Source organism: Salinirussus salinus, assembly GCF_009831455.1.
GTDB lineage: Archaea > Halobacteriota > Halobacteria > Halobacteriales > Haloarculaceae > Salinirussus > Salinirussus salinus.
This window is the reverse complement of the sequence record NZ_WOWO01000001.1, coordinates 410723-434192: the sequence shown is the minus strand read 5'-3', so window position 1 is coordinate 434192 and position 23470 is coordinate 410723. Positions and strand designations below refer to the sequence as shown.

Here is a 23470-nt window from a genome sequence, read left to right as displayed (position 1 = left end):
CACGACAGAGACGGCCGGGTGGAATAAGTGTAGGGCCCGGGTCGACGCGCGGCGGCCGTCCCCGTCGCTGTGTCCGTCGTCAGTGTTCCTGAACGTAGGCCATCGCCCGGTCGACGGCTCCCAGGCTCCCGAGATAGCCAGCCGCGACGGTCTCTTTGGCCGTCTCGGCCGCGCGCCCACGGAGAACCGTCGGGCCGACCTGCGCGACCGCGCCGTCGCCGACGCTGACCAGCCAGCCGAGCGAGGTGTAGCCGTAGCGGGCCAGCCGGGGCTCGAAGCCGTCGCCGTCCCGGCGGTGAGCGACCAGCCGGTCGATGTTGGTTGCGGCCACGTCGGCCTCCCGGACGGCGGTCTGCGCGCTCGCCGGCACCGCCTCGCCGTCCTCGTCGACGACGCGAGCGGCGTCACCCACCGCGAAGGTGCTGTCCCCCAGCCGCAGGGTCGCGCGGACGACCGGACGCTCGCCCAGCGGCTCGCTGCCGGTGATCCCGCCGGTCCAGACGATCTGGTCGTGGGTCAGCTCCCCGTGGCCCTCGAACGTGACGGCGTCCTCGTCGACGCCCGTCACGGTCCGGCCCGTCCGGACGTCGACGCCAGCGTCGTCCAGTTCCTCGCGGACGGCCCGCCGGAACCGGTCGGGAAAGCTGGGCGCGACGGTCGGCTCCTGTTCGAGCAGCGTCACCTCGGCGTCGCTGCCTTCCTCGTCGGCGAGGGCGGCGAGTTCGCCCGCCACCTGGACCCCCGAGAGCCCGGCACCGCCGACGACGGTCCGCCCGCCGTCGGCACAGACCTCCAAGAATCGCTCGCGGATCCGCTCGGCGTGTTCCAGCCGCTTGAGCGGCGTCGAATTTGCCTCGAGTCCGGGGATCCCGTAGAAGTTCGTCCGGGCGCCGAGTGCGACCGCGCCGATATCGAACTCCAGGTCGCCGTCGGAGAGTTCGGCGCGGCCGGCGTCGGGGTCGAGGCCGGTGACGCGGGCCTGCCGGTGGGTCGCGCGGTCGAGCAGCTCCCCGAACGGGACGGTCAGCTCGTCGGCGACCCCGGGGTAGCGGACCGCCCGGTGGACGAGGTGCTGGACGAGGTGGGTGTCGCGCTCGTCGACGACGGTGAGGTCGGCGTCGGGGAGGCGGTCCTCGAGTTTCCGCGCGAGTGCGACGCCGGCGTAGCCGGCGCCCAGGACGGCGACGTGCATACCCTATCGTGGGGCTGGACGGACAAAGGGGCGCCGGCTCGGCGGCGGGCCGCGAGGAGGCTCAGAACAGCGCCTCGTCGGGGTCGAGCACGCGCGCGGGGCCGCCGACCTCCCAGACGCGGGTGTCGACGCCGCAGTCGGCGACGGCGCTCTCCACGCGGTCGACGTGCTCTGCCGTGGTGTTGACGTAGACGCTCGCGCCGGTGTCCACCGAGAAGTAGACCGGGACCCCGTCCTCGCGGAGTTCGCGAACCGTGTTGAACACCTCGATGGTCCGCGGCTGCCAGTAGACCCAGCCCGCGGGGCCGGTCATCGTCGCCGCCGCCAGCGACAGGGAGTCGTGTTCGGCAAGCTCGAAGACGCGGTCGAAGTCGCCGTCCCGGAGCGCGTCGCGCATGTCGACGACCTGGTCGTGAATGTGCGCGAGCCGGGCCTGGAACATGTGGCTCTCGGCGGCCTCCCGGTGGGCCTGTTCGGTCTCCTTGTAAGCGGGCACCATCGCCGCCACGACGCGAACGTCCTCGGCGAAGTCGTCGGGGACCGGGATGCGCTCGGAGCGGCAGTCTTCGTCGTTCGCACCCGCACGCAGGTGCGAGAAGCCGCCGGTGACCGCCCGGGCGGCCGAGGAAGAGCCCCGCCGGGCCACCGCCGAGACTTCCGGGCGGGTCATGTCGAGCCCGGCGGCCTCGACCAGCGCCACCGCGGCCGCCGCGAACCCCGACGAGGAGGAGCCGAAGCCGATGTTGGTGGGAAAGGAGTTCTCGGACTCGAAGCGGACGCGGTGGTCGAACCCCGCGAGCTCGCGCACCCGGTCGACGACCGCCCGGATCCGCTCTGCGCCCCGCCCCTCGACGACCTCGCCGTCGACGACGTAGCGGTCCCCGGCGCGGTCGGGCTCGAAGGCGGCCGTCGTGGTGGTGGCGCTGGGGGCGGTACAGAGGCTGATCGAGTCGTGGTAAGGGAACCGTAACTGTTCGTCGCGCATCCCGTGGTACTTCACGAGCCCCTGGATCGGGTGGGCCCGCGCGGTGGCCTTCATCTCCGTCGACCCCGTGGCGCCGCTCATACGCGTAGGTTCCGGGGGGTCCACTTGGCAGTTGCGAACGCGCCGGCGTCACTCGGCGTCCAGCAGGACCGCCAGCCCGCCGGCGGCGAAGGCCGCCAGAAAGGGAAGGACGAGCTGCCAGTACTGCTCGTAGGCGCGCACCAGAAACGGGACGAGCCCGGTGGCGAGCGCGAGCGCGAGCACGCCCGCCAGCGCGGGCGGCCACGGGAGCCGGTCGCGGGCGAACACGCCCAGGGCGGCGAGCGCGAGCAGCGGGAACAGCTGCCAGACGACGCTGGTGACGTAACCGGCCCAGGTCGCGGGCTCGGTCAGGAGCCAGGTCGCGGTCAGATACGAGCCCGGCGCGACCGCGGCGGGGTGGACCGCTCCGGTCGCGACGCCGTCGGCGAGCGGGACCCCGTAGCTCCAGTGCAGCGCCGCGAGCATCGCGTCGAATCCCCAGCCCGCGGCGACGGCGCCGAAGGCGAAGGCGGCGACGGCGGCCCCGCCAGCGAGGTACGTGACGGCGTCGCGCCGTGGCTGCGGGGAGCCGCGCCAGACCAGCCACAGGAGCAGGGGGACGAAGGTCCCGGCGTAGGCGTTGACCAGGGCGGCGACGGCGACGGCCGCGCCGCGCAGCACGGGCCTGGACGCGGCGAGAGCCGCCAGGAGGAAGGGGACCGCGAGCGGGCGGCTGTTGACCGTGTTCCCGCCCAGCAGCGGGAGCGCGAGCAGGAACAGCGTTGCGGCGGCGACCGCGACGAAGCGGGGGCCGGCGCGGTCGAGCCAGCGGTACAGAAGCGTCGCCGCCAGCCCGTTGGCGAGGCCGACGACCAGCAGCATCGCGAGGGTGTACTCGCCGGTCAGTTCGGCGGCGACGTTGACAAGCTGCCACCCGGGGGGCTTGTTGTCGGCCAGCCCCGGCCCGTAGAGCTGTCCGCCCGCAGCCACCCCCTCGGCTATCGGCCGGAACATCCGGCGCATGTCGGGGTTGACGGCCGCGTTCCCCCAGACCAGGTCGTTGTACCGGCCGACGCCGAGTCCGACGCCGGCCAGGAGGAAGACGAGCGGCCAGGCGCGGCCGGAGTCGAGAAGCGCAGCACGGAGGCGGTCGCCGAGTGAGGGGGTCATCGGGGCGGGGAGAGCGGGGCCGGGACGGACAGGTCGCGGTCGCTCACTAGACGAGGGCGGAGGCGGCGGTGTTGGCGATCTCCGCGACCGGCCCGAAGGCCGGCAGCAGGAGGACGGTCATCACCGCCGCGACCGCGATGGCCGCGTACAGCCCCGTGGGGTAGCCCTCGACCTCGAGGTCGCCGTTGGGCTCCTCGATCCACATCGCCCGGACGACCCGGGTGTAGTAGTACAGCGACAGCGCGCTGTTGACGACGAGCGCGACCGCGAGGATGGCCACGCCGCCGTTGACCGAGGCCATCAGGAGGTAGAACTTCGAGAGGAAGCCGCCGCCGAAGGGCAGGCCAGCGAGCGAGAACAGGAAGATGGTCATCGCCGCACACGCGAAGGGAGCCTGTTTCGCGAGGCCGTTGAAGTCCTCGAAGGTCCGGCCGACGTCCCAGTACTCCGTGAGCGCGATGAACAGGAACGCGCCGGTGTTCATGAAGCCGTAGACCAGCAGGTGAGCCATCCCCGACCCGAGGACGAAGCTCTGGTTGGCGTCGCCGGTCAGGGCCGCGACGGCGATGAGGACGTAGCCGGCGTGGCCGATCGAGGAGTACGCCAGCATCCGCTTGACCTTGTCCTGGGTGGCGGCGGCGAAGTTGCCGACGGTCATCGTGACGACCGCAAGCACCTGGAAGGCCACGGCCCAGTCGATGGCGCCCGCGACCGCGGTCTGCGGGAACGCCTCCACGAACACCCGGAAGAGGAGGACGAACCCGGCGGCCTTCGACGCCGACGAGAGGAAGGCCGAAACGGGCGAGGGTGCCCCCTCGTACGCTTCGGGTGCCCAGAAGTGGAACGGGACGCTTGCGGTCTTGAACGCGAAGCCGCCCGCCACGAAGACGATCCCCAGCCCGAGGATGCCCACGAGCGGCGTCCCGGCGGCGGCCGTAGCCACGTCCGCGAAGCGGAGGCTCCCGCTGGCGGCGTAGACCAGCGAGATCCCGTAGGCGAACACCGCCGAGGAGAGCGCGCCGATCAGGAAGTACTTCAGCCCGGCCTCGACGCTGCCGCGGTTGTGCTTGAGGGAAGCGACCAGCGCGTAGGAGGGCAGGCTGGCGAGCTCGAGGCTGATGAAGGCCGTCGCCAGCGAGTTGGCGGAGGCCATCAGCGACATCCCCGTCGCCGCCAGCATCACGAGGGTGTAGTACTCGGCCTGGTAGGGGTGGTCGGCGAGGTAGTCGTAGCTGGCGAGGACGATCAGCACCACGACGCTGCCCACCAGCGCCGTGAAGAACAGGCTCATCCCGTCGACCACGAGCGCGCCCCGGAACAGCGTGATCGGGTCGGTCGGGGGCTGGCCCGTCCCCGAGAGGAGGTACCAGCCGGTGACACCGATGGAGGCGAGCGTCCCGAGGACGGCCAGCCCCGCGAGCAGGTTGCTGCTGTCGGTGTCGGGGTCGACCGCGTCGACCACCAGCAACAGCAGCGCCGTCACCGCCAGGATGGCGGCCGGGGCGATCGCGGTCCAGAGGGGGAGCTGGGTCATCAGACACCACCTCCCAGGAGCGGGTCAACCGCGTCCTGTATCATCGCGTAGAACAGGTCCGGCGCGACCCCCAGCGCGATGACGAGCACCAGCAGGACCGCGAGCGGTGCGACGTCGTGGAACGGTGCGCGCCCCACATCGTAGTCGGTCTCCAGGGAGTAGGGCCCGAAGAGGGTGCGCTGCATCGCCCACAGCAGGTAGCCCGCGACGACGACGATGCCGAACATCGCGAGTGCGGTCAGCACCGTCGCGAAGGGGATGACGGTGGACTGGAAGGAGCCGATGAAGACCAGCACCTCCGCGGCGAAGCCGGACATCAGCGGCAGCCCCATGTAGCCGAAGGCGGCGGCCACGAAGATGCCGACCGTCCAGGGCATCCGGTCCGCCATCCCGGACATGTCCCCGACCATCCGGGTGTGGGTGGCGTTGTAGATGACGCCGACTGCCATGAACATCAGCCCGGAGATGAGGCCGTGGGAGATCATCTGGAAGGTCGCCCCGCCCATGCCGTGTGGGGTGAAGGCGACCAGCCCGAGAATGACGTAGCCCATCGAGGAGATAGAGGAGTAGGCGACGATCCGCTTGAGGTCCCGCTGGGCGAGCGCGAGCATGGCGCCGTAGATGACCGAGACCACACCCAGCGCGGCGATGGGCAGGGCGAGGGCGCGGGCCACGTCCGCCAGCATGGTGAAGTTGAACCGCAGCAGGGCGTAGGTCCCCATCTTCAGCAGGACGCCGGCCAGCACGACCGACACCGGCGTGGGTGCCTCGACGTGGGCGTCGGGCAGCCAGGTGTGGAAGGGGACGACGGGCACCTTGACCGCGAAGCCGGCGAACATCGCGAGGAAGGCGACCAGCTTCAGCGTGTCCGGCTGGATCCCCGCGAGGGCACCGAGTTCACCCCCGCGCACGCCCTGGGCGATGGCCGGGATGTCCAGCGATGTGAGCGAGTCGCCCAGCCCGAAGACCAGCGCGAACAGCCCGATGAACATGATCAGGGAGGCGACGTTGGTGTAGACCAGGAACTTGATGGCGGCGTACTTCCGGCGCGGGCCGCCCCAGATGCCGATGAGGAAGTACATCGGGATCAGGACGCCCTCCCAGAAGACGAACCAGACGAAGAAGTCCAGTGCGGTAAAGACGCCGATGAGCGCGACCTCCATCAGCAGCATGAGGCCGTAGAACTGCGACTCCCGGTCGTCGATGGGGGTCCAGGAGGAGACCAGCGCCAGCGTCGTGAGGACGGTCGTCAACACCAGAAGCGGGAGGCTGATCCCGTCGACGCCGACGTGCCAGTTGAGCGCGTAGCCGCCGACCTCGAACCACGTGGTCATGGTCTCGTAGGCCAGGTCGTCGCCGAGCAGGGCGTTGCCGCTGCCGGCGAAGTTGGCGTACATGTAGAGGCTGCCGGCTACCGGAATGAGGCTCAGCCCCGTCGCCAGCTTGCCCGCGTAGCGGTCGGGCGCGAAGAAGACGACGAAGGCGCTCACGAGCGTGACCGCGAGGATCCCCTCGATCAGCACCATCAGAACCACCCCCCTGCGAGGGCGAAGACCAGCACCAGCAGCGTCAGCCCGAGCGTGAGCAACGCGGCGTAGTTGGTGACGACGCCGGTCTGGATGCGCCGGAACCGGTCACTCGAGAACAGACTGACGCTCGAGACGCCGTTGACGACGCCGTCGATGATGCCCTGGTCGAACGTGTCCGCCGCGCGGGCGACCGGAGCCGTCACGCCCGTCGCGAGCCACACCTGGAACTCGTCGAGATAGTAGTTGTTCATGAGTAGCGTCCGGATGGAGCCGAGGTTCGTCATGTGCGGGTCGGGGTCCGCGCCGCCGTACAGGCGATACGCGAGGCCGACGCCGACCAGCGCGAGCGCGAGCGAGACCGCGCCCGGGCCGACCGGCCCGAGGTCGGCGGCGGTGTACCCCGCGAAGTCGTGTAACAGCTGTTCGTAGTGTTCGCCGTTGAGCCCCTCGGCGCCGTGGAACAGCCACTCGTGGAGGAAGAGGTTCGACTCGCCGATGAAGTTCTTGATGGCGCCGAGGTTGATGACGCCGAGGACGGTGGCGAACACGCCCAGCACCGCCAGGGGCACCTTCACGTTCCAGCGGACCGGCTCGGGGTCCTCGGCGGTGTCCGTCCGGGCGTCGCCGTGGAAGGTCAGGAAGACCATCCGGAAGGTGTAGAAGGCGGTGAACACCACGGCGAGCAGCCCGAAGGCGTACCCGAGCAACAGGAGCGTCCCGCTGGTGCTCCCGAGGCCGTGGATGAGCGTCTCGTAGAGCACCTCGTCTTTCGACCAGAAGCCGGCAAAGGGGAAGATGCCAGCCAGCGCAAGCGAGCCGGCGAGGAAGGTGAGGTAGGTCACGCGCATCCGGTCTTTCAGGCCGCCCATGTCCCACATGTTCTCGTTGTGGTGCATGGCGATGATCACCGACCCCGCACCGAGGAACAGCAGGGCCTTGAACGCGGCGTGGGTCGTCAGGTGGAAGACCGCCGCGACGTACCCCCCGCCGCCCAGCGCGAGCATCATGTAGCCGTACTGGGAGATGGTGGAGTAGGCGAGCACCTGCTTGAGCTCCTGTTTGACGAGCGCCATCGTCGCCGCAAAGAGGGCGGTGAAGCCGCCGATGAGTGCGATGATCCCGAGCGCAGTCGGCGAGAGGGCATAGAAGCCGTACATCCGCGCCACGAGGTAAACGCCAGCCGCGACCATCGTCGCCGCGTGGATGAGCGCCGAGACCGGCGTCGGGCCCTCCATGGCGTCGGGCAGCCAGGTGTGCAGCGGGAACTGGGCGGACTTGCCGATGACCCCACCGAGCACGAGCAGGCCGACGACGGTGAACCACTGGGACGCGCTGAGGCCGACGACGCCCAGCCAGTCGCTCACGACGCCGGGCACCGCGGCCTCGGAGCCGGGCATGGCCTGCTCGGCCATCGCGATGAAGGAGTCCTCGCCCACGAAGGCGGTGGTCCCGAAGGTGGCGAACACCGCAACCACGCCGATCAGGAAGAAGTAGTCGCCAAAGCGCGTCACGAGGAAGGCCTTCTTCGCGGCACTGGATGGAGCGTCCTCGCGGAACCAGAAGCCGATCAGCAGATACGAGCACAGGCCGACGAGCTCGAAGAACATGAAGCTCATCAGGAGGTTGTCGGAGAAGACGAACGCGAGCATCGAGAACGTGAACAGGCCGAGGCCGGCGTAGTACCGGGGCAGGCCGGTCTCGCCCTCGTCGTTCATGTAGCCGAGAGAGAAGACATGCACCAGCAGCGAGATGAGCGAGACGATGACCAGCATCAGCGCCGAGAGCTGGTCGATGAAGATGCCGAAGGAGAGGTCGACGCTCGCGACCCCTTCGGCACCGGCGACGAACGTGTAGAGTGTCTGCTGGTGGGGGTCGGCACCGGTGGCGAGCGTCAGCACCATCCACAGCGAGAGCACGAGCGAGGCGCCGGTGGCGGCGATGCCGGCGATGGCGCCACGCTTGGGCAGGTACCTGCCCCCGAACAGCGCGAGGGCGAACGCGACCAGCGGGAAGACGGCGATGGCCGGCGCGTAGTCAAAGGCCGCCATGTTACCACCTCATCGTGACCGGTTCGGTCACGTCGATGTCGCCGAAGTTGCGGTACAGGACGAGGATGATGCCGATCCCGACGGCCACCTCGGCGGCGGCAAGCCCTATCACGAACAGGCTGAACACCTGCCCGGTAACGTTGCCGTAGTAAAACGAGAACGCGACGAAGTTGATGTTGGCAGCGTTGAGCATGAGTTCGACGGACATCAGGAACATCAGGGCGCTGCTGCGGGCGAGCACGCCGAACAGCCCGGCACAGAAGACGCCGGCCGAGAGCAGGAGGTAGAACTCCGGCTGGATGGCCATCTACTCCTCACCCCCCTCGTCGCGCTCGGCGAGCATCAGCGAGCCGTCGAGTGCGGCGTCAAGGACGATGGCGATGATCAGAAACGCCGCCAGGAAGCCCTCGCCGACGATGACGTCCTCGGCGGAGATGTCGAACATGGCGAAGCCGATGCTCTTGACGACGCTGAGCCCCGCCGGGAAGCCGTCGGGCTGGTCGAACTGCGCGGTCAGGAAGACCGCAGCCATCAGCCCGAAGAGCACGACGGCCGCCAGCCCCGTGACGACGCTCCGGTCGAACTCCGCCAGGCGCGGGCGGGTCGTCATGGGGTCACCTCCGCGTCGACGCCCTCCTCGCGGGTGAGCATCACCGCGAACGTGATCAGGATGAGCACGCCGCCGATGTACACCAGGATCTGCATCGCGGCGACGAACCCGGCGTTGAGCATGATGTAGTGCGCCGCGACACTCACCAGCGCAACGCCCAGAAGCAGCGCCGCGTGCCAGATGTCCCGCACCAGGACCACGCCGACGCTGCTTCCCAGGGTCACGACGGCGAACAGCGCGAACGCGATTGCCTCCAACGATACGAACGTAGCCATACTCGGACTTCTACGCGGGGCACTTTTCAAGATTCCTCTTTTGCTCTCCCGCGCGAGCCACTAACGGGGAGTGACCGGGACCGGACGCGACCGGTGAGGGCGCGAGCCGGCGTCAGCCGCGGCGGGTGGGGTGTGGAGGACCGTGAGTCATTTGCCCCGTCAGCCCGCAGTCGTCGTATGCACGATTTCGTCGTGGTCGGGGCCGGCCCCGCCGGCTCGCGCTTTGCCCGCCGGGCCGCCGAGGCCGGGCACGACGTCGTCGCCTTCGAGCAGGGCGAGGTCGGGAAACCGCTCGCCTGCTCCGGCCACGTCAGCACCGACATCTGGGAGTTCACTCCCCCAGGAGCCCGCGAGCGCCTCCTCCAGAACGAGGTCTACGGCGCCCGGTTTCACACCGGCGGCCCCGACAGCGACGCCTACCGCTTTCACAAGGACTCGGTCGTCTCGAACGTCATCGACAGAGTCGGACTCGACCGCGCGCTCGCGGACGCGGCGCGCGAGGCGGGCGCGGAGGTCCGTGAGGGCCACACCGTCGTCGGGGTGGGCGAGGACCGCGACGGCGTCACCGTCGAGGTGCGCGGCCCGGACGGACTGGAGACCCACCGCGCCCGGATGGTCGCGGGCTGTGACGGCCCCACCTCCCGCGTGCGCCGCGAACTCGGCCTGCCCGAACCCGACGAGCTCCTGCACGGCGTGCTCGGGTTCGCCGAGGAACCCGACGGCGGCGACTTCGTCGACGTCCACCTGACCGTCCCCCGCTTTTTCGCGTGGCGGATCCCCCGGGGAGACGCCGGCGTCGAGTACGGTCTGGGCGTGGCCGCGGACAGCGCCGACGCCCGCGAGCGCTTCGAGGCCTTTACCCGAGCGTACGGCGTCGAGACCGAGCGGCGGTGTTCGGGGCTGATCCCCGTCGGCCCGCCCCGGCGGGTGACCGGCCGGCGTTCCTTCCTGGTCGGAGACGCCGCCGCCCAGACCAAGCCGTTCACCGGCGGCGGCATCAGGTACGGGATGACTGCCGCGGACCACGCCGCCCGCGAGGTCGACCCGACCGACCCCGGGACGCTCGGCGACTACGAGCGGGCCTGGCGCGCCGACCTGCGCCGGGAGATCCGGCTGGGCCACGCCGTCCGGGCGGCCTACTCGCTGCCCGAACCCCTCCAGCGGGCGGGGATGGCGGTGTTCGAAGGGGAGATCGGCGTCCACATGGACCGGCCGACCTCGCTGTTCTCCCGGGAGCAGCTGGCGGCGCTGTTGCGATAGCCGCAGGTCGATCGGCCAGGGGAGCCGGAAGGCCAGTCCGCCACCGACCACGGCGAGCGCGACACTACGCCCGGCGGTCGCCCACCTTCACGAGTTGCTTGCCGATGTTCTCCCCGTCGAACAGTCCCAGGAAGGCGTCCGGGGCGTTCTCCAGGCCCTCGGTGACCGTCTCGCGGTACTGGAGGTCGCCGGACTGGACCCACTCGCCGAGCTTTCGGGTGGCCTCCTCGAACCGCTGGCTGTAGTCGTAGACGAGAAAGCCCTCAACCGTGGCGCGCGTCTCGATGAGCGTCGTCAGTTTCCGGGGCCCCGTGGGGACCTCCGTGGCGTTGTACAGCGCGATCTGCCCGCAGACACCCACCCGGGCGTCGACGTTCAGCCGCGGGAAGACCGCGTCGGTGATCTCCCCGCCCACGTTGTCGAAGTACGCGTCCACACCACCGGGGGCGGCCTCGTCCAGCGCGGCGCCGTAGTCGTCGGTCGTCTTGTAGTTGATCCCGGCGTCGAAGCCGAGATCCTCCTCGAGAAACTCGACTTTCTCGTCGGAGCCGGCAAAGCCGACCACGCGGGCGCCGTCGAGTTTGGCGATCTGCCCCGCGACCGAGCCCACCGCGCCCGCGGCTCCCGTGACGACGAACGTCTCGCCGGCCTTCGGTTCGGTCACGTCCTGCACTCCGAAATAGGCTGTGAGTCCCGGCGCGCCGAGGACACCGACGTACGTGGAGATGGGAGCGACGTCGGGGTCGACCGCAGTGAGGTCGGCCCCGCGGACGGTCGTGTAATCGGCCCACTGGAAGCGGCCGGCGACGACGTCGCCGGGCTCGAAGCCGGCGCCGTTGCTCTCGACGACCTCGCCCACGGCACGGGCCTGGAGCGGGTCGCCGACCCCCCAGGGTTCGGCGTAGGACTCGCCCGCTCGCATCCGGCCGCGCATCCCCGGGTCGACGGACAGATACAGCGTGCGGACCAGCGCCTCCCCCGGCCCCGGCTCGGGGATCTCGCGTTCGGCCAGATCGAAGGTGTCCTCGTCGGGTCGCCCGGTCGGTCGCTCGGCCAGCAGGAACACGCGGTTCGTGTCTGAGTCTGACATGCACCCGCCTTCGACGGGCCACGGCAAGAGGGTTCGGGCGTGACGACGGCGGGGCGGGATCCGGGTCCAGCGTGACGTGGCGTCCCGTACGCCGCGTCAGCCGCTGTACTCGCTCACTTTCACGAGCTGTTTGCCGATGTTGTCGCCGTCGAAGAGGCCGAGGAAGGCGTCCGGGGCGTTCTCCAGGCCCTCGGTGACCGTCTCGCGGTACTGGAGGTCGCCGGACTGGACCCACTCTCCCAGTTGGGGGACCGACTGGTCGAAGCGCTCGCTGAAGTCACTGACCAGAAAGCCCTCGACCGTGGCGCGGCTCTCGATGAGCATCGCCAGCTTCCGCGGTCCAGTGGGGACCTCCGTGGCGTTGTACAGCGCGATCTGCCCGCAGACACCAACCCGGGCGTCGACGTTGAGTCTGGGGAAGACCGCGTCGGTGATCTCCCCGCCCACGTTGTCGAAGTACGCGTCGATGCCGTCCGGCGCGGCCTCGTCCAGCGCGGCGCCGTAGTCGTCGGTCGTCTTGTAGTTGATCCCGACGTCGAAACCGATCTCCTCCAGGAACTCGACTTTCTCGTCCGAGCCCGCGAAGCCGACCACGCGGGCCCCGTTCAGCTTCGCGATCTGGCCGGCCACGGACCCGACGGCTCCGGCAGCCCCAGTGACGACGAACGTCTCGCCGGCCTTCGGTTCGGTCACGTCCTGTACCCCGAAGTAGGCGGTGTTGCCGGGCATCCCGAGCACGCCCAGGTACGTCGAGATGGGTGCGCGGTCGGGGTCGACCTGGGTGAGTTCGGGACCCGCCACGGTCGCGTAGTCGGCCCACTGCATGTCGCCGGTGACGACGTCGCCGGGCTCGAAGCCGGCGCCGTTGCTCTCGACGACCTCGCCGACGACACCGGCCCGGAGCGGGTCGCCGACGTCCCAGGACTCGGCGTAGGAGTCCGCCGCCCGCATCCGGCCGCGCATGTACGGGTCGACTGACATGTAGAGTGTGCGGACCAGCGCCTCCCCCGGCCCCGGCTCGGGGACCTCGCGTTCGGCCAGTTCGAAGGTGTCCTCGTCGGGTCGCCCGGTCGGTCGCTCGGCCAGCAGGAACACGCGGTTCGTGTCTGAGTCTGACATGCACCCGCCTTCGACGGGGTGTCGGAAGGTCGTTCCGGTCGCGGCACGCCGCTCGGCCGCGGTTCGTAACCCTTTTTTCCGCACTGTCCGACTCCCCGAGTGCGCCGCCTTAGCTCAGACTGGGAGAGCACTCGACTGAAGATCGAGCTGTCCCCGGTTCAAATCCGGGAGGCGGCATTCCTTTTCCGCGAACGAAGTGAGCAGTGAAAATGCTCCCGACCGCGATTTGAACCAGGGGAGTCGCAGCGCCGAGCGAAGCGAGGCGATCGTCTTCCCGTGGTTCACAATCCGGGAGGCGGCATCCGGTTTCTAGACGATCGACATTCGAGAGCGTTCCGCACCTGCCCGAGTCCCCTTCGCGTCGCTCACGGTCGACCCGGAGAGCGTCCGCCGGGGCCCGTATCCGGGCGTCCGAGTCCTCACCCCCGGAAGTAAATACGGGTCCGGGTCACGTCCCCGTATGCCGCTTCTCGAACGCCGGACGGTCTACTATCTCGCGCTGGTGGCCGCAGCGACTGTCGTCCTGACGCTTGCGTACAGCGCCGGGATGGCGGTCTGGGAGGGGCAGCCACAGCCGTTGTATCGCTCGCTGGAGGTCGTCGTCCAGAGTTTCACGACGACCGGCTACGGCGAAGACGCCCCCTGGCAGACCCCGCAGATGAACGTCCTCGTCATCCTGATGCAGGTCACGGGCATCGGGCTCATCCTCACCGCCGTCGACGTCTTCGCGGTGCCCTGGCTTCGGAAGACGCTCTCGCCGACGGCCCCCGCGACCCTCCCCGACAGGGAAGACCACGTCGTCGTCTGTGCACACACCCCGCGGACCGACGCGTTCATCGCCGAACTGGAGGCGAGAGACCAGCCGTACGTCCTCGTCGAGGCCGACGAGGGGCGGGCCCAGCGCCTCCACGAGGACGGCTACGACGTCATCCACGGCGACCCCGAATCGACGGACGCGCTGGAACGTGCGGGCGTCGGGGCCGCGCGTGCGGTCGTCGCGGACGCCGACGACGACGCGAACGCGAGCATCGTGCTCGCGGCGCTCGACGTCGCCCCGGAGGTGCAGGTGGTGACTCTCGTCGAGGACGCCGAACTCGCACAGTACCACCGTGTGGCCGGCGCCGACGCGGTGCTGTCCCCGCGACAGTTGCTGGGCGAGAGTCTGGCTGCCGAGCTCCCCACGGCGGTGACGACAAGCGTCGACGAGGGCGTCGTCATCGGCGACGCCTTCGAACTCGTCGAACTCACCGTCGAGGAGGGCAGCGAGCTCTGCCGACACACCTTCGGGGAGGCCCGGCTCCGCGAGCGGTTCGGGGTGAACGTCCTCGGGGCGTGGGTCGGCAGCGAGTTCGAGGCGCCGGTCGACCCCGACACCGACCTCGGGGCGGGGACGCGGCTGCTCGCGGCCGGCGACCCCGACCGGCTGGCGGAGCTGCGTGAGGCCACCGCCTCGACGGTCCGCCCGCTCTCCCCACAGCGGGTCATCGTCGCCGGGCACGGCGACTCGGGACAGGCCGCCCACGACGCGCTCACCGGGACCAGTTCGGACGTGACCGTCCTCGATGCGGAGGAGAAGCCGGGTGTCGACGTGGTCGGGGACGCCCGCGACCCCGACGTGCTGGCGGCCGCCGGGATCGAGGAGGCGTCGGCGCTGTTGCTGATGGTTGGTGACGACACCGCGGCGACGCTGTCGACGCTGATCGCCAAGGAGCTGAACCCCGACGTCCAGGTCGTCGTGCGGGCGAACGAGGAGGAGAACATCCAGAAACTCTACCGCGCGGGCGCGGACTACGTCCAGTCGCTGGCCACGACCAGCGGGCGGATGCTGGTCTCGACGGTCTTCGAGGACGAGGACGTGCTCTCCTACAGCAAGCAGATAAGCGTCGTCCGCCTCCCGGCGGCGGGACTGGCCGGGACGACGGTCGCCGACGCTGACGTCCGGTCGAGAACCGGGAGCACGGTCGTGGCCGTCGTCAGAGAGGGGGAGACGGTCACCGACTTCGACCCCGCGACGTTCGAGCTCCGGGAGGGCGACGAGGTCGTCGTCGCCGGCACCGACGAGAGCACCACCGAGTTCGACCGGGTCTTCGGGGGGTGACTGCCGCCAGCCGCGGGACCGGTAGACGCCGCGTCGGGAAGGGGCCGGCCTCCACTCGACACGCGGGCTCGGCGGCGCCGGGGTCAGCCCTCGACCGGCTGGTCGCCCGTGTTCCGGACGTCCCAGAGCTTCCAGGCCCCCTCCTCGGTCCGGAGCGTGAGACGGTCGGTCACCCTCCGCGGACTCCCGTCGGGCGGGTCCCAGACGTACACCTCGCGGACCACGGCTTCGGTCTCCCCCTGCTCGAGTAGCTCCCGGGACTCCATCGTCAGCTCCGTCCCCTCGCGGGGGCCGAAGTTCTCCCCGAAGTCCTGTGGCCAGTTCTCCCGCAACGGCGAATCCGAGTGGACCACCTGCTCGTAGGCGTCGAAGTTGCCGTCGGTCCAGGCCTCCCAGCTTTGCCGGGCAGCCGCGACCGGGCCGGCCTCCCGGAGGAAGAGATACCACCCGCCTGCGGCGGCGACCCCGAGCACGCCGGCACTGCCGGCCAGCAGCGCCCGCCGGGAGACTCCGCCCGATCCCCCACCGTCCCGGCCGCCTTCGGGGGCAGCCTGCCGTGGCTGTGCCGACGGGGTCTGCCCCCGCTGGACCTCTGCGCCGGGCTGCTGGCTCTGCTGGTCCGGACGGGCGTCGGCCGCGGGCCGGGTGCGCTCGGCGTCGGCCGGCCCCGACGCCGGCTGACGTCGATCCTGGTCCGGCTGTCCCCCCGACGTGTCGCCCCCTTTCTGGTCCCCACCCTGGCTTCCTGCGGGCTCCCCGAGAGCCGCCCCGCACTCCGGGCAGAACCGGGCGTCGCCCGCAACCGCTGCCCTGCAGTTCGGACAGTTCATCGTCGGGACGAACTGGTGAGTAAGTCATAAGCATTGTTCCGTTCACAACAGTGGCCGGGGATGGGATCCGCCCCGGTTTCCGGAACATCCCGGGGACGGACCTCGCGACGCGTCGACCCTGGCGGCGGGAGTCGACAGTCATCGACGGATACAGCACGCTTCCTGGGTCCCGCCACACAGTTTAATGCCTCCCGCCGCCCGCAGTCTACGTGTGATAACACATGACAGTGATCGAGTTCGCACAGCGTGACGTGGTCACGATACGGCGCGACCAGTCGGCCGACGAGCTGACCGCACTGCTGAAAGAGCACGGCATCGGGTGTGCTGTCGTCGAGGAGGAGGGGCGCCCGGTGGGGGTCGTCACCGACCGCGACCTCGTGATGGGAGTCCTCGAACCCCACCGCGACCCGGGGGAGGTGACTGTCGGGGAGATCATGACTTCGAACCCGGAGACGGTCCACGAGGACGCCAGCGTCATCGAGACCACCGAACTGATGGCGCGGGCCGCGGTCAGACGGCTCCCGGTCGTCGACGACGTGGGCGCGCTCGTGGGGATCGTCGCGCTGGACGACCTACTCGTGTTGCTGGCGGAGGAACTCAGGGACCTCGCCGGAGTCGTCGTGGCCGGGACGCCCTGCGAGGACCTCTCCCCGCGGGGCTGAGCGGAGAGCACGACAGCGCGCGCCCCGGGGATGCGTGCCGCCGCGTGCCACCGGGGGCCGCACCCGTCAGGTTCTCGGGGGAACAGGTCGACCGGCCGGTATGGAGGCCATCAAGAACGGACAGAGCGGAACGTGGCACCTGGTCGGGGCGCGCGGCTGCGGGGCCGAGCCCGACGGGGAGGTCGTGGAGGGGACCTGGGCACAGATCCGCGACCGCGTGGACCGCGACTCGGGCGAGCGCTGTGGGAACTGCAACTGGCCGCGGTGACTGCCGGGGGCTGGCCGGCCGGACCGCACCGGGACCGGAGAGGCAGGCCGCGCCCGGTCAGGGGCGGTAGACGGCGTCGTTGAGCATCGTCTTCGCCAGGTTGGCGTAGTCGCCGTCCTCGGCCATCTCGGCGTTCATCCCGTACATCGGCGCGCGGTCGTCCCCGCCGTCGGCCTCGCGGGCGACGGCCACCGATTCCCGCAGGTCCGCGAGGAAGTCCTCGACGCAGTCGCGGTGGTGGTACATCACGCTCGCGTGGATGCTCTCGGGGCGCTGCTGACGGCCGAGCCCCCAATCCCGCTCGGTCATCTCGGCGTGGACCCCGTAGGCGTCCAGCTCCGGGTCCGTCGACTCCACCGCGAAGATCGTCATGTCGGGCTCGGCGACGACGCCGAGCCCGTCGATGTCGGCCACCCCGTCGAGCAGCGCCTCGGTGGTCTCCATCGTCGTCGCCGCGAGGTCGAGGTACCCCTCGTGGCCCAGCTTCTGCATCACGCCCCACGCGGCGGCGATGGGACCGCCCGGGCGCGTGCCGGCCATCGTCGGTCCGGCGTAGACCCCGCCCGGCCAGCCGTCGAAGGCGAAGTACTGGTGCTCGCGGTGGTCGTCGTCGGCCCACAGAAGCGCCGAGGCACCCTTGGCCGTGTAGCCGTACTTGTGGGGGTCGACCGACAGCGAGGTGACGCCCTCGACAGAGAGGTCGAAGGGGGGGACGTCCCGGCCCAGGTCGCGCAGCGAGGCGAGCATGATCCCCCCGATACAGGCGTCGACGTGACACATCGCCCCCGCTTCCCTGGCGACGGCCGCGACCTCCTCGACGGGGTCGACCACGCCGTGGGGGTAGGAGGGCGCCGAGGCGACCACCAGCGCGGTCTCCTCGCGGACGGCCTCGGCCATCGCCTCGGGGTCCGCGCGCCAGTCCTCGCCGCAGGGGACGCGGGTCTCCTCGAGCCCGAAGTAGTGGACACCCTTCGAGAACGCAGGGTGGGCGGTCTCGGGCAGGACGACGTGGGGACGGTCGACCCCCCGCTCGGCGCGGGCCCAGTCCCGGGCGGTCTTGACCGCCAGCAGGATGCTCTCGGTCCCGCCCGAACTCATGTTGCCGACGGTCCCCTCGTCCCCGCCCAGCCAGTCCGCGAGCATCCCGACGACCTCGTTCTCGAAGCCCACCAGCGAGGGGAACGCCGAGGGCGAGAGGGCGTTCTGTGTGGAGTACAGCGCGTGGGCCTCGTCCTTGAACTGCTTGTGGGGCTCGTCGACGTGATAGACGAGGCTCCAGGTCCGCCCCGACTGCCAGTCGGCGTCATCCTCGCGGCGGGCTTCCATCTCCGCGAGGACTTCCTCGCCGTCGCGGCCTGTTTCTGGGATTTTCATTGGTATCCTCTAGCATGGACATCGAAGGGAGAATAAAACCCCGTGTCGCGCCTGTAGGAGGTCTCGAAAGAGTTTGCATACCCGGTCCGTTACGACCGCGGTCGTTCAGTACGAAGTCCCGACTGCCGTAACGCTTATTCATACACAATTTCAACACAAAACATGACAGAAGCGGAGTCCCCACCCGACAAGACGACAGTAAATATCCGGATGACCGAGACGTTTCTGGAGGATATCGACGCGACGTGGGAAGAACAGGGATTCAACAGTCGAAGCGAGTTCATCCGATTTGTCCTTCGAGATGCGCTCAAACACCCCGAATTTAACCGTGCAGACCTGAGGGCGATGCTCACCAGCGAAGCGGAGATCCGTGAAGGACGCACCCACGGTAGCGACGATGTGAAGGCCGACTACGGTCTCGGTGACACCCCACGCGATAGTGATGAGTGAGTGGGACTGGAAACTCACGGACACTGCACGCCGGGATTTTGACGACGAACCGTGTGGAAAGTTCACTTCCTCTACGGCACTGCAGTCGAGAACAGAACGGCAGTGACATCGAAAGCCCCCGTCGCGCTCCGGTCCCGCGGCTCGCTGCGCTCCTCACTCGCTACGCTCGTTGTGGTGCTTGCGTCGCCGGGGCTCCCGGAGCGCGACGGCCCCTTTCAGTCCCGCCCGTGTGGAATGTTAAGTATGTGGCGCGCGCTGTCGCGGCCTTGTGCCGCGACAATACTGTGCGAGGGATGAGCGACCGACCGCAGAGAGGGAGCGAATCGGCTGGGGAGGGGTGTGGCGCCGGGTGGGAATGAAAGGGGCCGCGCTGTCGGCGAGCGAGACGACGCAAGCACCTACTGGAGCGCAGCGAGTCGCAGCCGCCGACAGCGCGGGGGCTTTCCGGCCCTCGTCAGCCGTTCCAGCGCGAGCACACAACCCCTCCCCTAGAACTCCTTCTTAAATGTATAGCAGAACTTCTCCATGTCCAGGTCCTCGTAGAACCGATGGGCGTCCTCGCGCCAGAGCCCCGACTCCAGGGTGATGCTCTCACAGCCCCGTTCTTCGGCCCACTCGTCCAGAAATTCCATCATCGCCGCGCCGTGGCCCTCCGAGCGGCGGGACTCGCGGGTGACCAGGTCGTAGACGAACAGGTGCCGGCCGTTGTAGAAGTTCGTCCGGAGCGCCACGCCCGCGACGGTGACCAGCCCGTCGTCGTACAGCCCGAACAGGTGATACCCCTCCTCGCGCATCTCAGCGAGGTAGTCGAGGTACTCCGACTCGGTCAGGTGGTCCCGAAGCTGGCGCATGACCGGGAAGGCTTCGCGGGACTCTTGTTTGGTGGTCAGTTCGCGGATGTCAGGTGTGAGCATGGTGGGAGTACGGTGGGTTGTGGTAAAACTACTCGTACCGCAGGTCTCGATGTTCTTGTATACTTCAAGAACACTGATGCTGACGGTTCATTCGCGCACGAAAATGTCGGAGGGTGAGTAGAAATTACTCGCCTTCGAAGGTCGTCAGCGTCTGTGTTGTGCCGCCGTCTTCGGATTCCCAGACTACGTTGACCTCGTATGGGGTGGTGCTCACACCAACGGTCATTTCGTCACCCGCTGAAATGGCTGACTCGCCGTCAGCACTGCCGGTGGCGTTCCCAGCAACCCACTGGGTATCTCCCTGTTGGTAAGTGCCAGCATCATCAACGACACCATCTACATCACCACTGAATGACAGCTGATCGTATGGTACCGAGTCACCACCTGTCACGCTAACCGTGAGAGCCCCCGTTGAAGATCCACCAATTGATCCAGATTCAAAGTCGCTATCGAAGTTCACTGTCGGTGCTGCCCCGCCCGGGCCTAGCCCGAGCACGAACGTCGCAATAACTGCGGCCAGGATGACCGTGATCGCGACCATCAGGATGACCCCGATAACGGGGCTCACCCCGCGGTCGTCGTCGCCCGATATCGTCGCCCGGAGTGTCTGTATCAGTTCCATGGTTGTGAACGCACTCGCAACAGAACCGGACTGCCGCAAGCACCCCCTTGCGGTGCACCGCCAGGGTACACTGAAGGGTGCCGCGCCGCCGCCCGAGCCCCGTTGCGTGAGTGCTTAAGCAGTAATTACCCCGCTGTATACTTAAGCGCGCGGGGCAATTTTCAGAATCTGTAATCGGCGGGGGGTTATGCCAGCCGGACCGCCCGAAAGCGGCGGATCCTGGGAGAAGCACCCGTTCATGATTTCGGGAGAATTCCGTTCAGTCCGCCAGGTTCGTGACGGTCATGTGGGCTTCCAGCGGGTCGGTCTCGAAGTCACCGTCGGAGACTACGTACTCGTCCCCGGTCGAGCGGGCCGTCGCCGCGATCATCGCGTCGCGGGCGGACAGTTCGCTCCCGTCGCGAACGGCCGCGTGCTGCAGCCGCGCTGCCTCCAGGGCGATCTGTTCGGTGAACCCTAGCGCTTCGACGCCACCGAACTGCTGGCGGACCTCGACGGGATCGAAGTCCGCCGCCCCTGCCGGCCCGTTGAGTACCTCGAACACACAGACCGTCGACGTCCACCAGGGCCGGCGCTCGTCGAGGTAGTCGATAACTACCGGGTCGTCGCGCAGATACTCGATGATGACCGAACTGTCGAGAAAAGTCATCCCCAGTTCTCTCGTGACTCGCGGATCTTCTCCTTGGCCCGGTCGGCGGTCTCGTCCGACCAGGCCCCCGCTTCGATCGGCTCCTCGTCGGACGTCACCCGGCATAGGAACTCGTCCCAGGTCTCGTCGTCGCGTTTCAGTTCGTCGAGCCGGTCCTTCGTGGCCTCGTCGACCGGGATTGACGTTCGGCTCATGTAAATTTAGAATGAATTTATCGCTTAATAAGTTTCGGGCGGCGTCGTGAGCCTCGCTCGGGGACCACTCGTAGACTGGCGCCCGGAGCCTCCCCGGGCGTGCCTCGCCGACTGTAGTGTATCAGGAGTCGCGCACGACTTCCCGGACCAGCGCGACGGCCTCGTCGGCCTCCTCCTGCCCGACCCCCTCGCCGTAGCGGGCCCGCTCGTAGAGGGCCCCGACGCGGCGGGCCCGGGGGTCGCCCACGCGCTCGAGGTACTGGCCGACGGTCTCGCCGGTCCGCCGTGGCTCCCGCCGCCGGGTCAGCACGTACTCCAGGCGCTCGTAGGCCCGCTCGACGTCCGTCTCGGGGTCGGCCCGGGGCTGGACGCGCAGCCAGACCGCCCGCCAGGCCCGCTCGCCCACGCCCGTCGACCGCGCGCCCGCTCCCAGCCCGGCCAGAAGCACCGCCCCCAGCCCGACCTGCTCGGGGGAGGGCAACCCCGACCCCCGCTCCGAGCCCGCATCCGACCCCGGCCCCGCACCCGTCGCTGGCCCCTCGAAGGTCAGCCCGGGGTCGGTTGCCGTCCCGCTCCCGCCGTCGCCGGCGTCGAGTCCCACCTCGCCGGCGCCCGGCGCTCCGGGCGGCGTTTCGGACCCGAAGTCGGGCGCGTCCGCGTCCGGAGTCGACTCGCCGTCCGGCCCGCCCGGCGCGTCGTCGGTAACGGGGGTCGGTGTCGGCGCGGGCGTCGCCAGCTCCAGCGGCTCCCCGCCGCTCCCGGCGGCGTCGACCCCGCCGTCCCCGCGCTCGCGGGCCATGGCCAGCCGCTCGCGCTCGGCGCGCCGGCGCGGGGCCGCGGGCGTCGGGTCGAAGCGGACCCACCCCTGTCCGCGGACGTACACCTCCACCCAGGCGTGGGCGTCGAGCCCCCGGACGACCCACCGGTCCCCGACGGACTGGCCGGGGGTGTAGCCCACGACGAAGCGGGCTGGGATGTCGAGCGTCCGGAGCATCGTCACCATCGCCGTCGCGTAGTAGGTGCAGTAGCCCGCCTCCATCTCGAAGATGAAGGCGTCGGCGATGTCCCCTTCGGGCCGGTCGACGTCGAGCGAGTACTCCTTGCTCTCCGCCAGCCACGCCTCGACGGTCCGGGCGGCGTCGTAGGGGGCCGACACCGTGGCCGTCACCTGCCGCGCGCGCTGGCCCACGCGGTCGGGTGTGCCCTCGGGCACCTGCGTGTACGCCTCCAGCACTGGCCCGGGATACTCCCCGCCGCCGGCCCGCAGCACCGCCGGGCTCGCCGCGGGGACGCTGCTCCGGACGGCGTAGGTGTCTCCCGGCGACAGCGACTGGTCGGGAGCCAGCCCGTCACCGCCCTCGACCCGCACGCCGTCGACGCCCGCCACCGACCGGGGTTTCCAGGCCGCCGGCAGGACCGACAGCTCCGACTCGACCCTGACCTGCTGGGCCAAGTCCCGGCTCGGACCCTCCGGTGCGGGGAGCCGGCCCGCGTAGGCGCGGTCCTCGCCGGTCCGCTCCCAGCCCCGTCCGGTGTACCGGTCGTAGGCACCCACCCGCCAGTACGCCGGCTCGTCGGCGGTGACGACAAAGCGGACCCGCGCGGACAGCGAGAGGCTGCCGGAGACGGTCACCTCGTCGCCGGCCCGGGTGAGGGTCGCCTCCAGCGTGTCGTCGTCCGGCCCGCCGAGGACCGACACCGGTTCGCCCTCCCCGTCGGGCACGACCGTCAGGACCTGCGTGACCGCGACCACCCCGCCGAGTTCCATCAGTAGCGTCCGGCGCGCCCGGTCGACGCCGGCGGCGTCGGCTCCGGCGGCGATGTCCCCGAACCCGACCGCTGCGAGCGCGCCCACCACACCGAGGGTCGTCGTCGCGACCCCGGCGTCGCCGGTGAGCACCAGCAGCCCCAGCACGCTCCCGGCGACGACCGTCGCGCGGACGAACGCCCCGCGGACGGCCAGGTACCACGCGAGGAAGGTCGGCACCGGCGTCGCCACGAGCAGCCAGACGCCGGCGTTGACCACCTCCAGCACCGACCCGCCGGTCGCGAAGGCGAGTGCCATCCCCAGGCTGGAGACGGCGACGGCGGCCGGCGTCCACTCCGGGGGCAGCGACTGGAGGTAGGCGTAGCCACCCCCGGCGAGCGCGACGCCGGCCGCGAGCGCGGCCAGCCGGCGGGACGGGTACCGGGCGAAAAGCGTCCCCGCGAGGACTGCGGCCGCCACCACCGCGAGCAGCGCCGTCGGGTCGCCGGCGACCCGCGCGACGCCGTGGAGCACCCGGACGTACGCCGCGACCACCAGCCCGACGCCGGCGGTGGCGAGCAGGCGGTACGGGTCGGGCGCGGGGAGCCAGTCGGCGCCGCTCGTCTGCCGGCGCCGGACGCCACGCTCCCCGGTTCCGGTCTCGGCGTGTTCCCCGGGCGCGGCCTCCTCCGTTCCCACAGTTCTCCGGCGTAGGGGCCGCACTCACAAGTAGCTCCCGCCGGCAGCGGGGCAGGTGCAACGGCAGGGCGGGGCGGAGGCCGCCCGAGGGCTCCGTCCCGCCCCGGCGGTGTCCATGAAGAAGCACGCG

Annotated in this window: 23 protein-coding genes and 1 tRNA gene; 6 read left to right on the top strand and 18 right to left on the bottom strand. The window is 69.8% G+C overall.

All coding sequences use genetic code 11. The annotated features are described in order from the left end of the window. Nucleotides 1–79: 79 nt before the first annotated feature. The 9 genes from GN153_RS02155 to GN153_RS02115 all read right to left on the bottom strand — a co-directional run bounded on the left by GN153_RS02155 (nucleotide 80) and on the right by GN153_RS02115 (nucleotide 9364). Nucleotides 80–1192 carry an NAD(P)/FAD-dependent oxidoreductase gene (locus tag GN153_RS02155; protein WP_159899310.1) on the bottom strand — a complete coding sequence of 371 codons (1113 nt, stop codon included), beginning with the start codon at nucleotides 1190–1192 and terminating at the stop codon, nucleotides 80–82. A gap of 61 nt (nucleotides 1193–1253) precedes the next feature. Next, nucleotides 1254–2231, bottom strand: a complete 978-nt coding sequence (gene mvaD, locus GN153_RS02150; protein WP_159899768.1) for a phosphomevalonate decarboxylase MvaD — start codon at nucleotides 2229–2231, stop codon at nucleotides 1254–1256. A gap of 75 nt (nucleotides 2232–2306) precedes the next feature. Next, nucleotides 2307–3368 carry a hypothetical protein gene (locus tag GN153_RS02145; protein ID WP_159899308.1) on the bottom strand — a complete coding sequence of 354 codons (1062 nt, stop codon included), beginning with the start codon at nucleotides 3366–3368 and terminating at the stop codon, nucleotides 2307–2309. Nucleotides 3369–3414: 46 nt separating this feature from the next. Then, a complete protein-coding gene (locus GN153_RS02140) occupies nucleotides 3415–4902 on the bottom strand; it encodes an NADH-quinone oxidoreductase subunit N (protein ID WP_159899306.1) in 1488 nt (495 codons plus the stop codon). Next, a complete protein-coding gene (locus GN153_RS02135) occupies nucleotides 4902–6428 on the bottom strand; it encodes a complex I subunit 4 family protein (protein WP_159899304.1) in 1527 nt (508 codons plus the stop codon). Before GN153_RS02135 ends, GN153_RS02140 begins: the two co-directional genes overlap by 1 nt. Beyond that, nucleotides 6428–8479, bottom strand: coding sequence for an NADH-quinone oxidoreductase subunit L (gene nuoL / locus GN153_RS02130; RefSeq protein WP_159899302.1), 2052 nt, complete (start codon nucleotides 8477–8479; stop codon nucleotides 6428–6430). Before nuoL ends, GN153_RS02135 begins: the two co-directional genes overlap by 1 nt. A gap of 1 nt (nucleotide 8480) precedes the next feature. Continuing rightward, nucleotides 8481–8786 (bottom strand): NADH-quinone oxidoreductase subunit NuoK, encoded by a 306-nt coding sequence (gene nuoK, locus GN153_RS02125; RefSeq protein WP_159899300.1) that lies wholly within the window; start codon nucleotides 8784–8786, stop codon nucleotides 8481–8483. Beyond that, the gene (locus tag GN153_RS02120) at nucleotides 8787–9089 is read right to left on the bottom strand and encodes a hypothetical protein (protein ID WP_159899298.1); all 303 of its coding nucleotides are present in this window, start codon (nucleotides 9087–9089) and stop codon (nucleotides 8787–8789) included. Then, a complete protein-coding gene (locus GN153_RS02115) occupies nucleotides 9086–9364 on the bottom strand; it encodes an NADH-quinone oxidoreductase subunit J (RefSeq protein WP_159899296.1) in 279 nt (92 codons plus the stop codon). Before GN153_RS02115 ends, GN153_RS02120 begins: the two co-directional genes overlap by 4 nt. 177 nt (nucleotides 9365–9541) lie before the next feature. Between GN153_RS02115 and GN153_RS02110 the strand changes: the two genes are divergently transcribed. Beyond that, the gene (locus GN153_RS02110; RefSeq protein ID WP_159899294.1) at nucleotides 9542–10624 is read left to right on the top strand and encodes a geranylgeranyl reductase family protein; all 1083 of its coding nucleotides are present in this window, start codon (nucleotides 9542–9544) and stop codon (nucleotides 10622–10624) included. A gap of 64 nt (nucleotides 10625–10688) precedes the next feature. On the opposite strand, the gene GN153_RS02105 is transcribed toward GN153_RS02110, so the two are convergent. Beyond that, nucleotides 10689–11714 (bottom strand): NADP-dependent oxidoreductase, encoded by a 1026-nt coding sequence (locus GN153_RS02105; protein ID WP_159899292.1) that lies wholly within the window; start codon nucleotides 11712–11714, stop codon nucleotides 10689–10691. A gap of 96 nt (nucleotides 11715–11810) precedes the next feature. After that, nucleotides 11811–12833 (bottom strand): NADP-dependent oxidoreductase, encoded by a 1023-nt coding sequence (locus tag GN153_RS02100; protein WP_159899290.1) that lies wholly within the window; start codon nucleotides 12831–12833, stop codon nucleotides 11811–11813. Nucleotides 12834–12936: 103 nt separating this feature from the next. Here GN153_RS02100 and GN153_RS02095 point away from each other — a divergent pair. Further along, nucleotides 12937–13010, top strand: a tRNA-Phe gene (locus tag GN153_RS02095). A 283-nt stretch (nucleotides 13011–13293) separates the two neighbouring features. Further along, nucleotides 13294–14931: a potassium channel family protein gene (locus GN153_RS02090; RefSeq protein WP_159899288.1), complete on the top strand. Its 1638-nt coding sequence runs from the start codon at nucleotides 13294–13296 to the stop codon at nucleotides 14929–14931. Between the two features lie 83 nt (nucleotides 14932–15014). Here the strand turns inward: GN153_RS02090 and GN153_RS02085 are convergent, their stop codons facing one another. After that, nucleotides 15015–15761, bottom strand: a complete 747-nt coding sequence (locus tag GN153_RS02085) for a zinc-ribbon domain-containing protein (RefSeq protein WP_159899286.1) — start codon at nucleotides 15759–15761, stop codon at nucleotides 15015–15017. A 221-nt stretch (nucleotides 15762–15982) separates the two neighbouring features. On the opposite strand from GN153_RS02085, the gene GN153_RS02080 reads away from it, so the two are divergent. Beyond that, nucleotides 15983–16423 (top strand): CBS domain-containing protein, encoded by a 441-nt coding sequence (locus GN153_RS02080; protein WP_159899284.1) that lies wholly within the window; start codon nucleotides 15983–15985, stop codon nucleotides 16421–16423. A 100-nt stretch (nucleotides 16424–16523) separates the two neighbouring features. Then, nucleotides 16524–16691 carry a hypothetical protein gene (locus tag GN153_RS02075; protein ID WP_159899282.1) on the top strand — a complete coding sequence of 56 codons (168 nt, stop codon included), beginning with the start codon at nucleotides 16524–16526 and terminating at the stop codon, nucleotides 16689–16691. 57 nt (nucleotides 16692–16748) lie between these two features. On the opposite strand, the gene GN153_RS02070 is transcribed toward GN153_RS02075, so the two are convergent. Continuing rightward, nucleotides 16749–18065, bottom strand: coding sequence for a pyridoxal phosphate-dependent decarboxylase family protein (locus tag GN153_RS02070; RefSeq protein ID WP_159899280.1), 1317 nt, complete (start codon nucleotides 18063–18065; stop codon nucleotides 16749–16751). Nucleotides 18066–18227: 162 nt separating this feature from the next. Between GN153_RS02070 and GN153_RS02065 the strand changes: the two genes are divergently transcribed. Next, a complete protein-coding gene (locus GN153_RS02065; protein WP_159899278.1) occupies nucleotides 18228–18515 on the top strand; it encodes a ribbon-helix-helix domain-containing protein in 288 nt (95 codons plus the stop codon). 488 nt (nucleotides 18516–19003) lie between these two features. Here the strand turns inward: GN153_RS02065 and GN153_RS02060 are convergent, their stop codons facing one another. The 5 genes from GN153_RS02060 to GN153_RS02040 all read right to left on the bottom strand — a co-directional run bounded on the left by GN153_RS02060 (nucleotide 19004) and on the right by GN153_RS02040 (nucleotide 23340). Beyond that, nucleotides 19004–19429: a GNAT family N-acetyltransferase gene (locus GN153_RS02060; RefSeq protein ID WP_159899276.1), complete on the bottom strand. Its 426-nt coding sequence runs from the start codon at nucleotides 19427–19429 to the stop codon at nucleotides 19004–19006. Nucleotides 19430–19553: 124 nt separating this feature from the next. Next, nucleotides 19554–20051, bottom strand: a complete 498-nt coding sequence (locus tag GN153_RS02055; RefSeq protein ID WP_159899274.1) for a type IV pilin — start codon at nucleotides 20049–20051, stop codon at nucleotides 19554–19556. Nucleotides 20052–20310: 259 nt separating this feature from the next. Continuing rightward, complete coding sequence (locus GN153_RS02050; RefSeq protein ID WP_159899272.1) at nucleotides 20311–20700, bottom strand: PIN domain-containing protein; 390 nt, start codon at nucleotides 20698–20700, stop codon at nucleotides 20311–20313. After that, nucleotides 20697–20894: a DUF7557 family protein gene (locus GN153_RS02045; RefSeq protein WP_159899270.1), complete on the bottom strand. Its 198-nt coding sequence runs from the start codon at nucleotides 20892–20894 to the stop codon at nucleotides 20697–20699. Before GN153_RS02045 ends, GN153_RS02050 begins: the two co-directional genes overlap by 4 nt. A gap of 121 nt (nucleotides 20895–21015) precedes the next feature. Beyond that, nucleotides 21016–23340, bottom strand: a complete 2325-nt coding sequence (locus GN153_RS02040) for a transglutaminase TgpA family protein (protein WP_159899268.1) — start codon at nucleotides 23338–23340, stop codon at nucleotides 21016–21018. Nucleotides 23341–23470 lie beyond the last annotated feature (130 nt).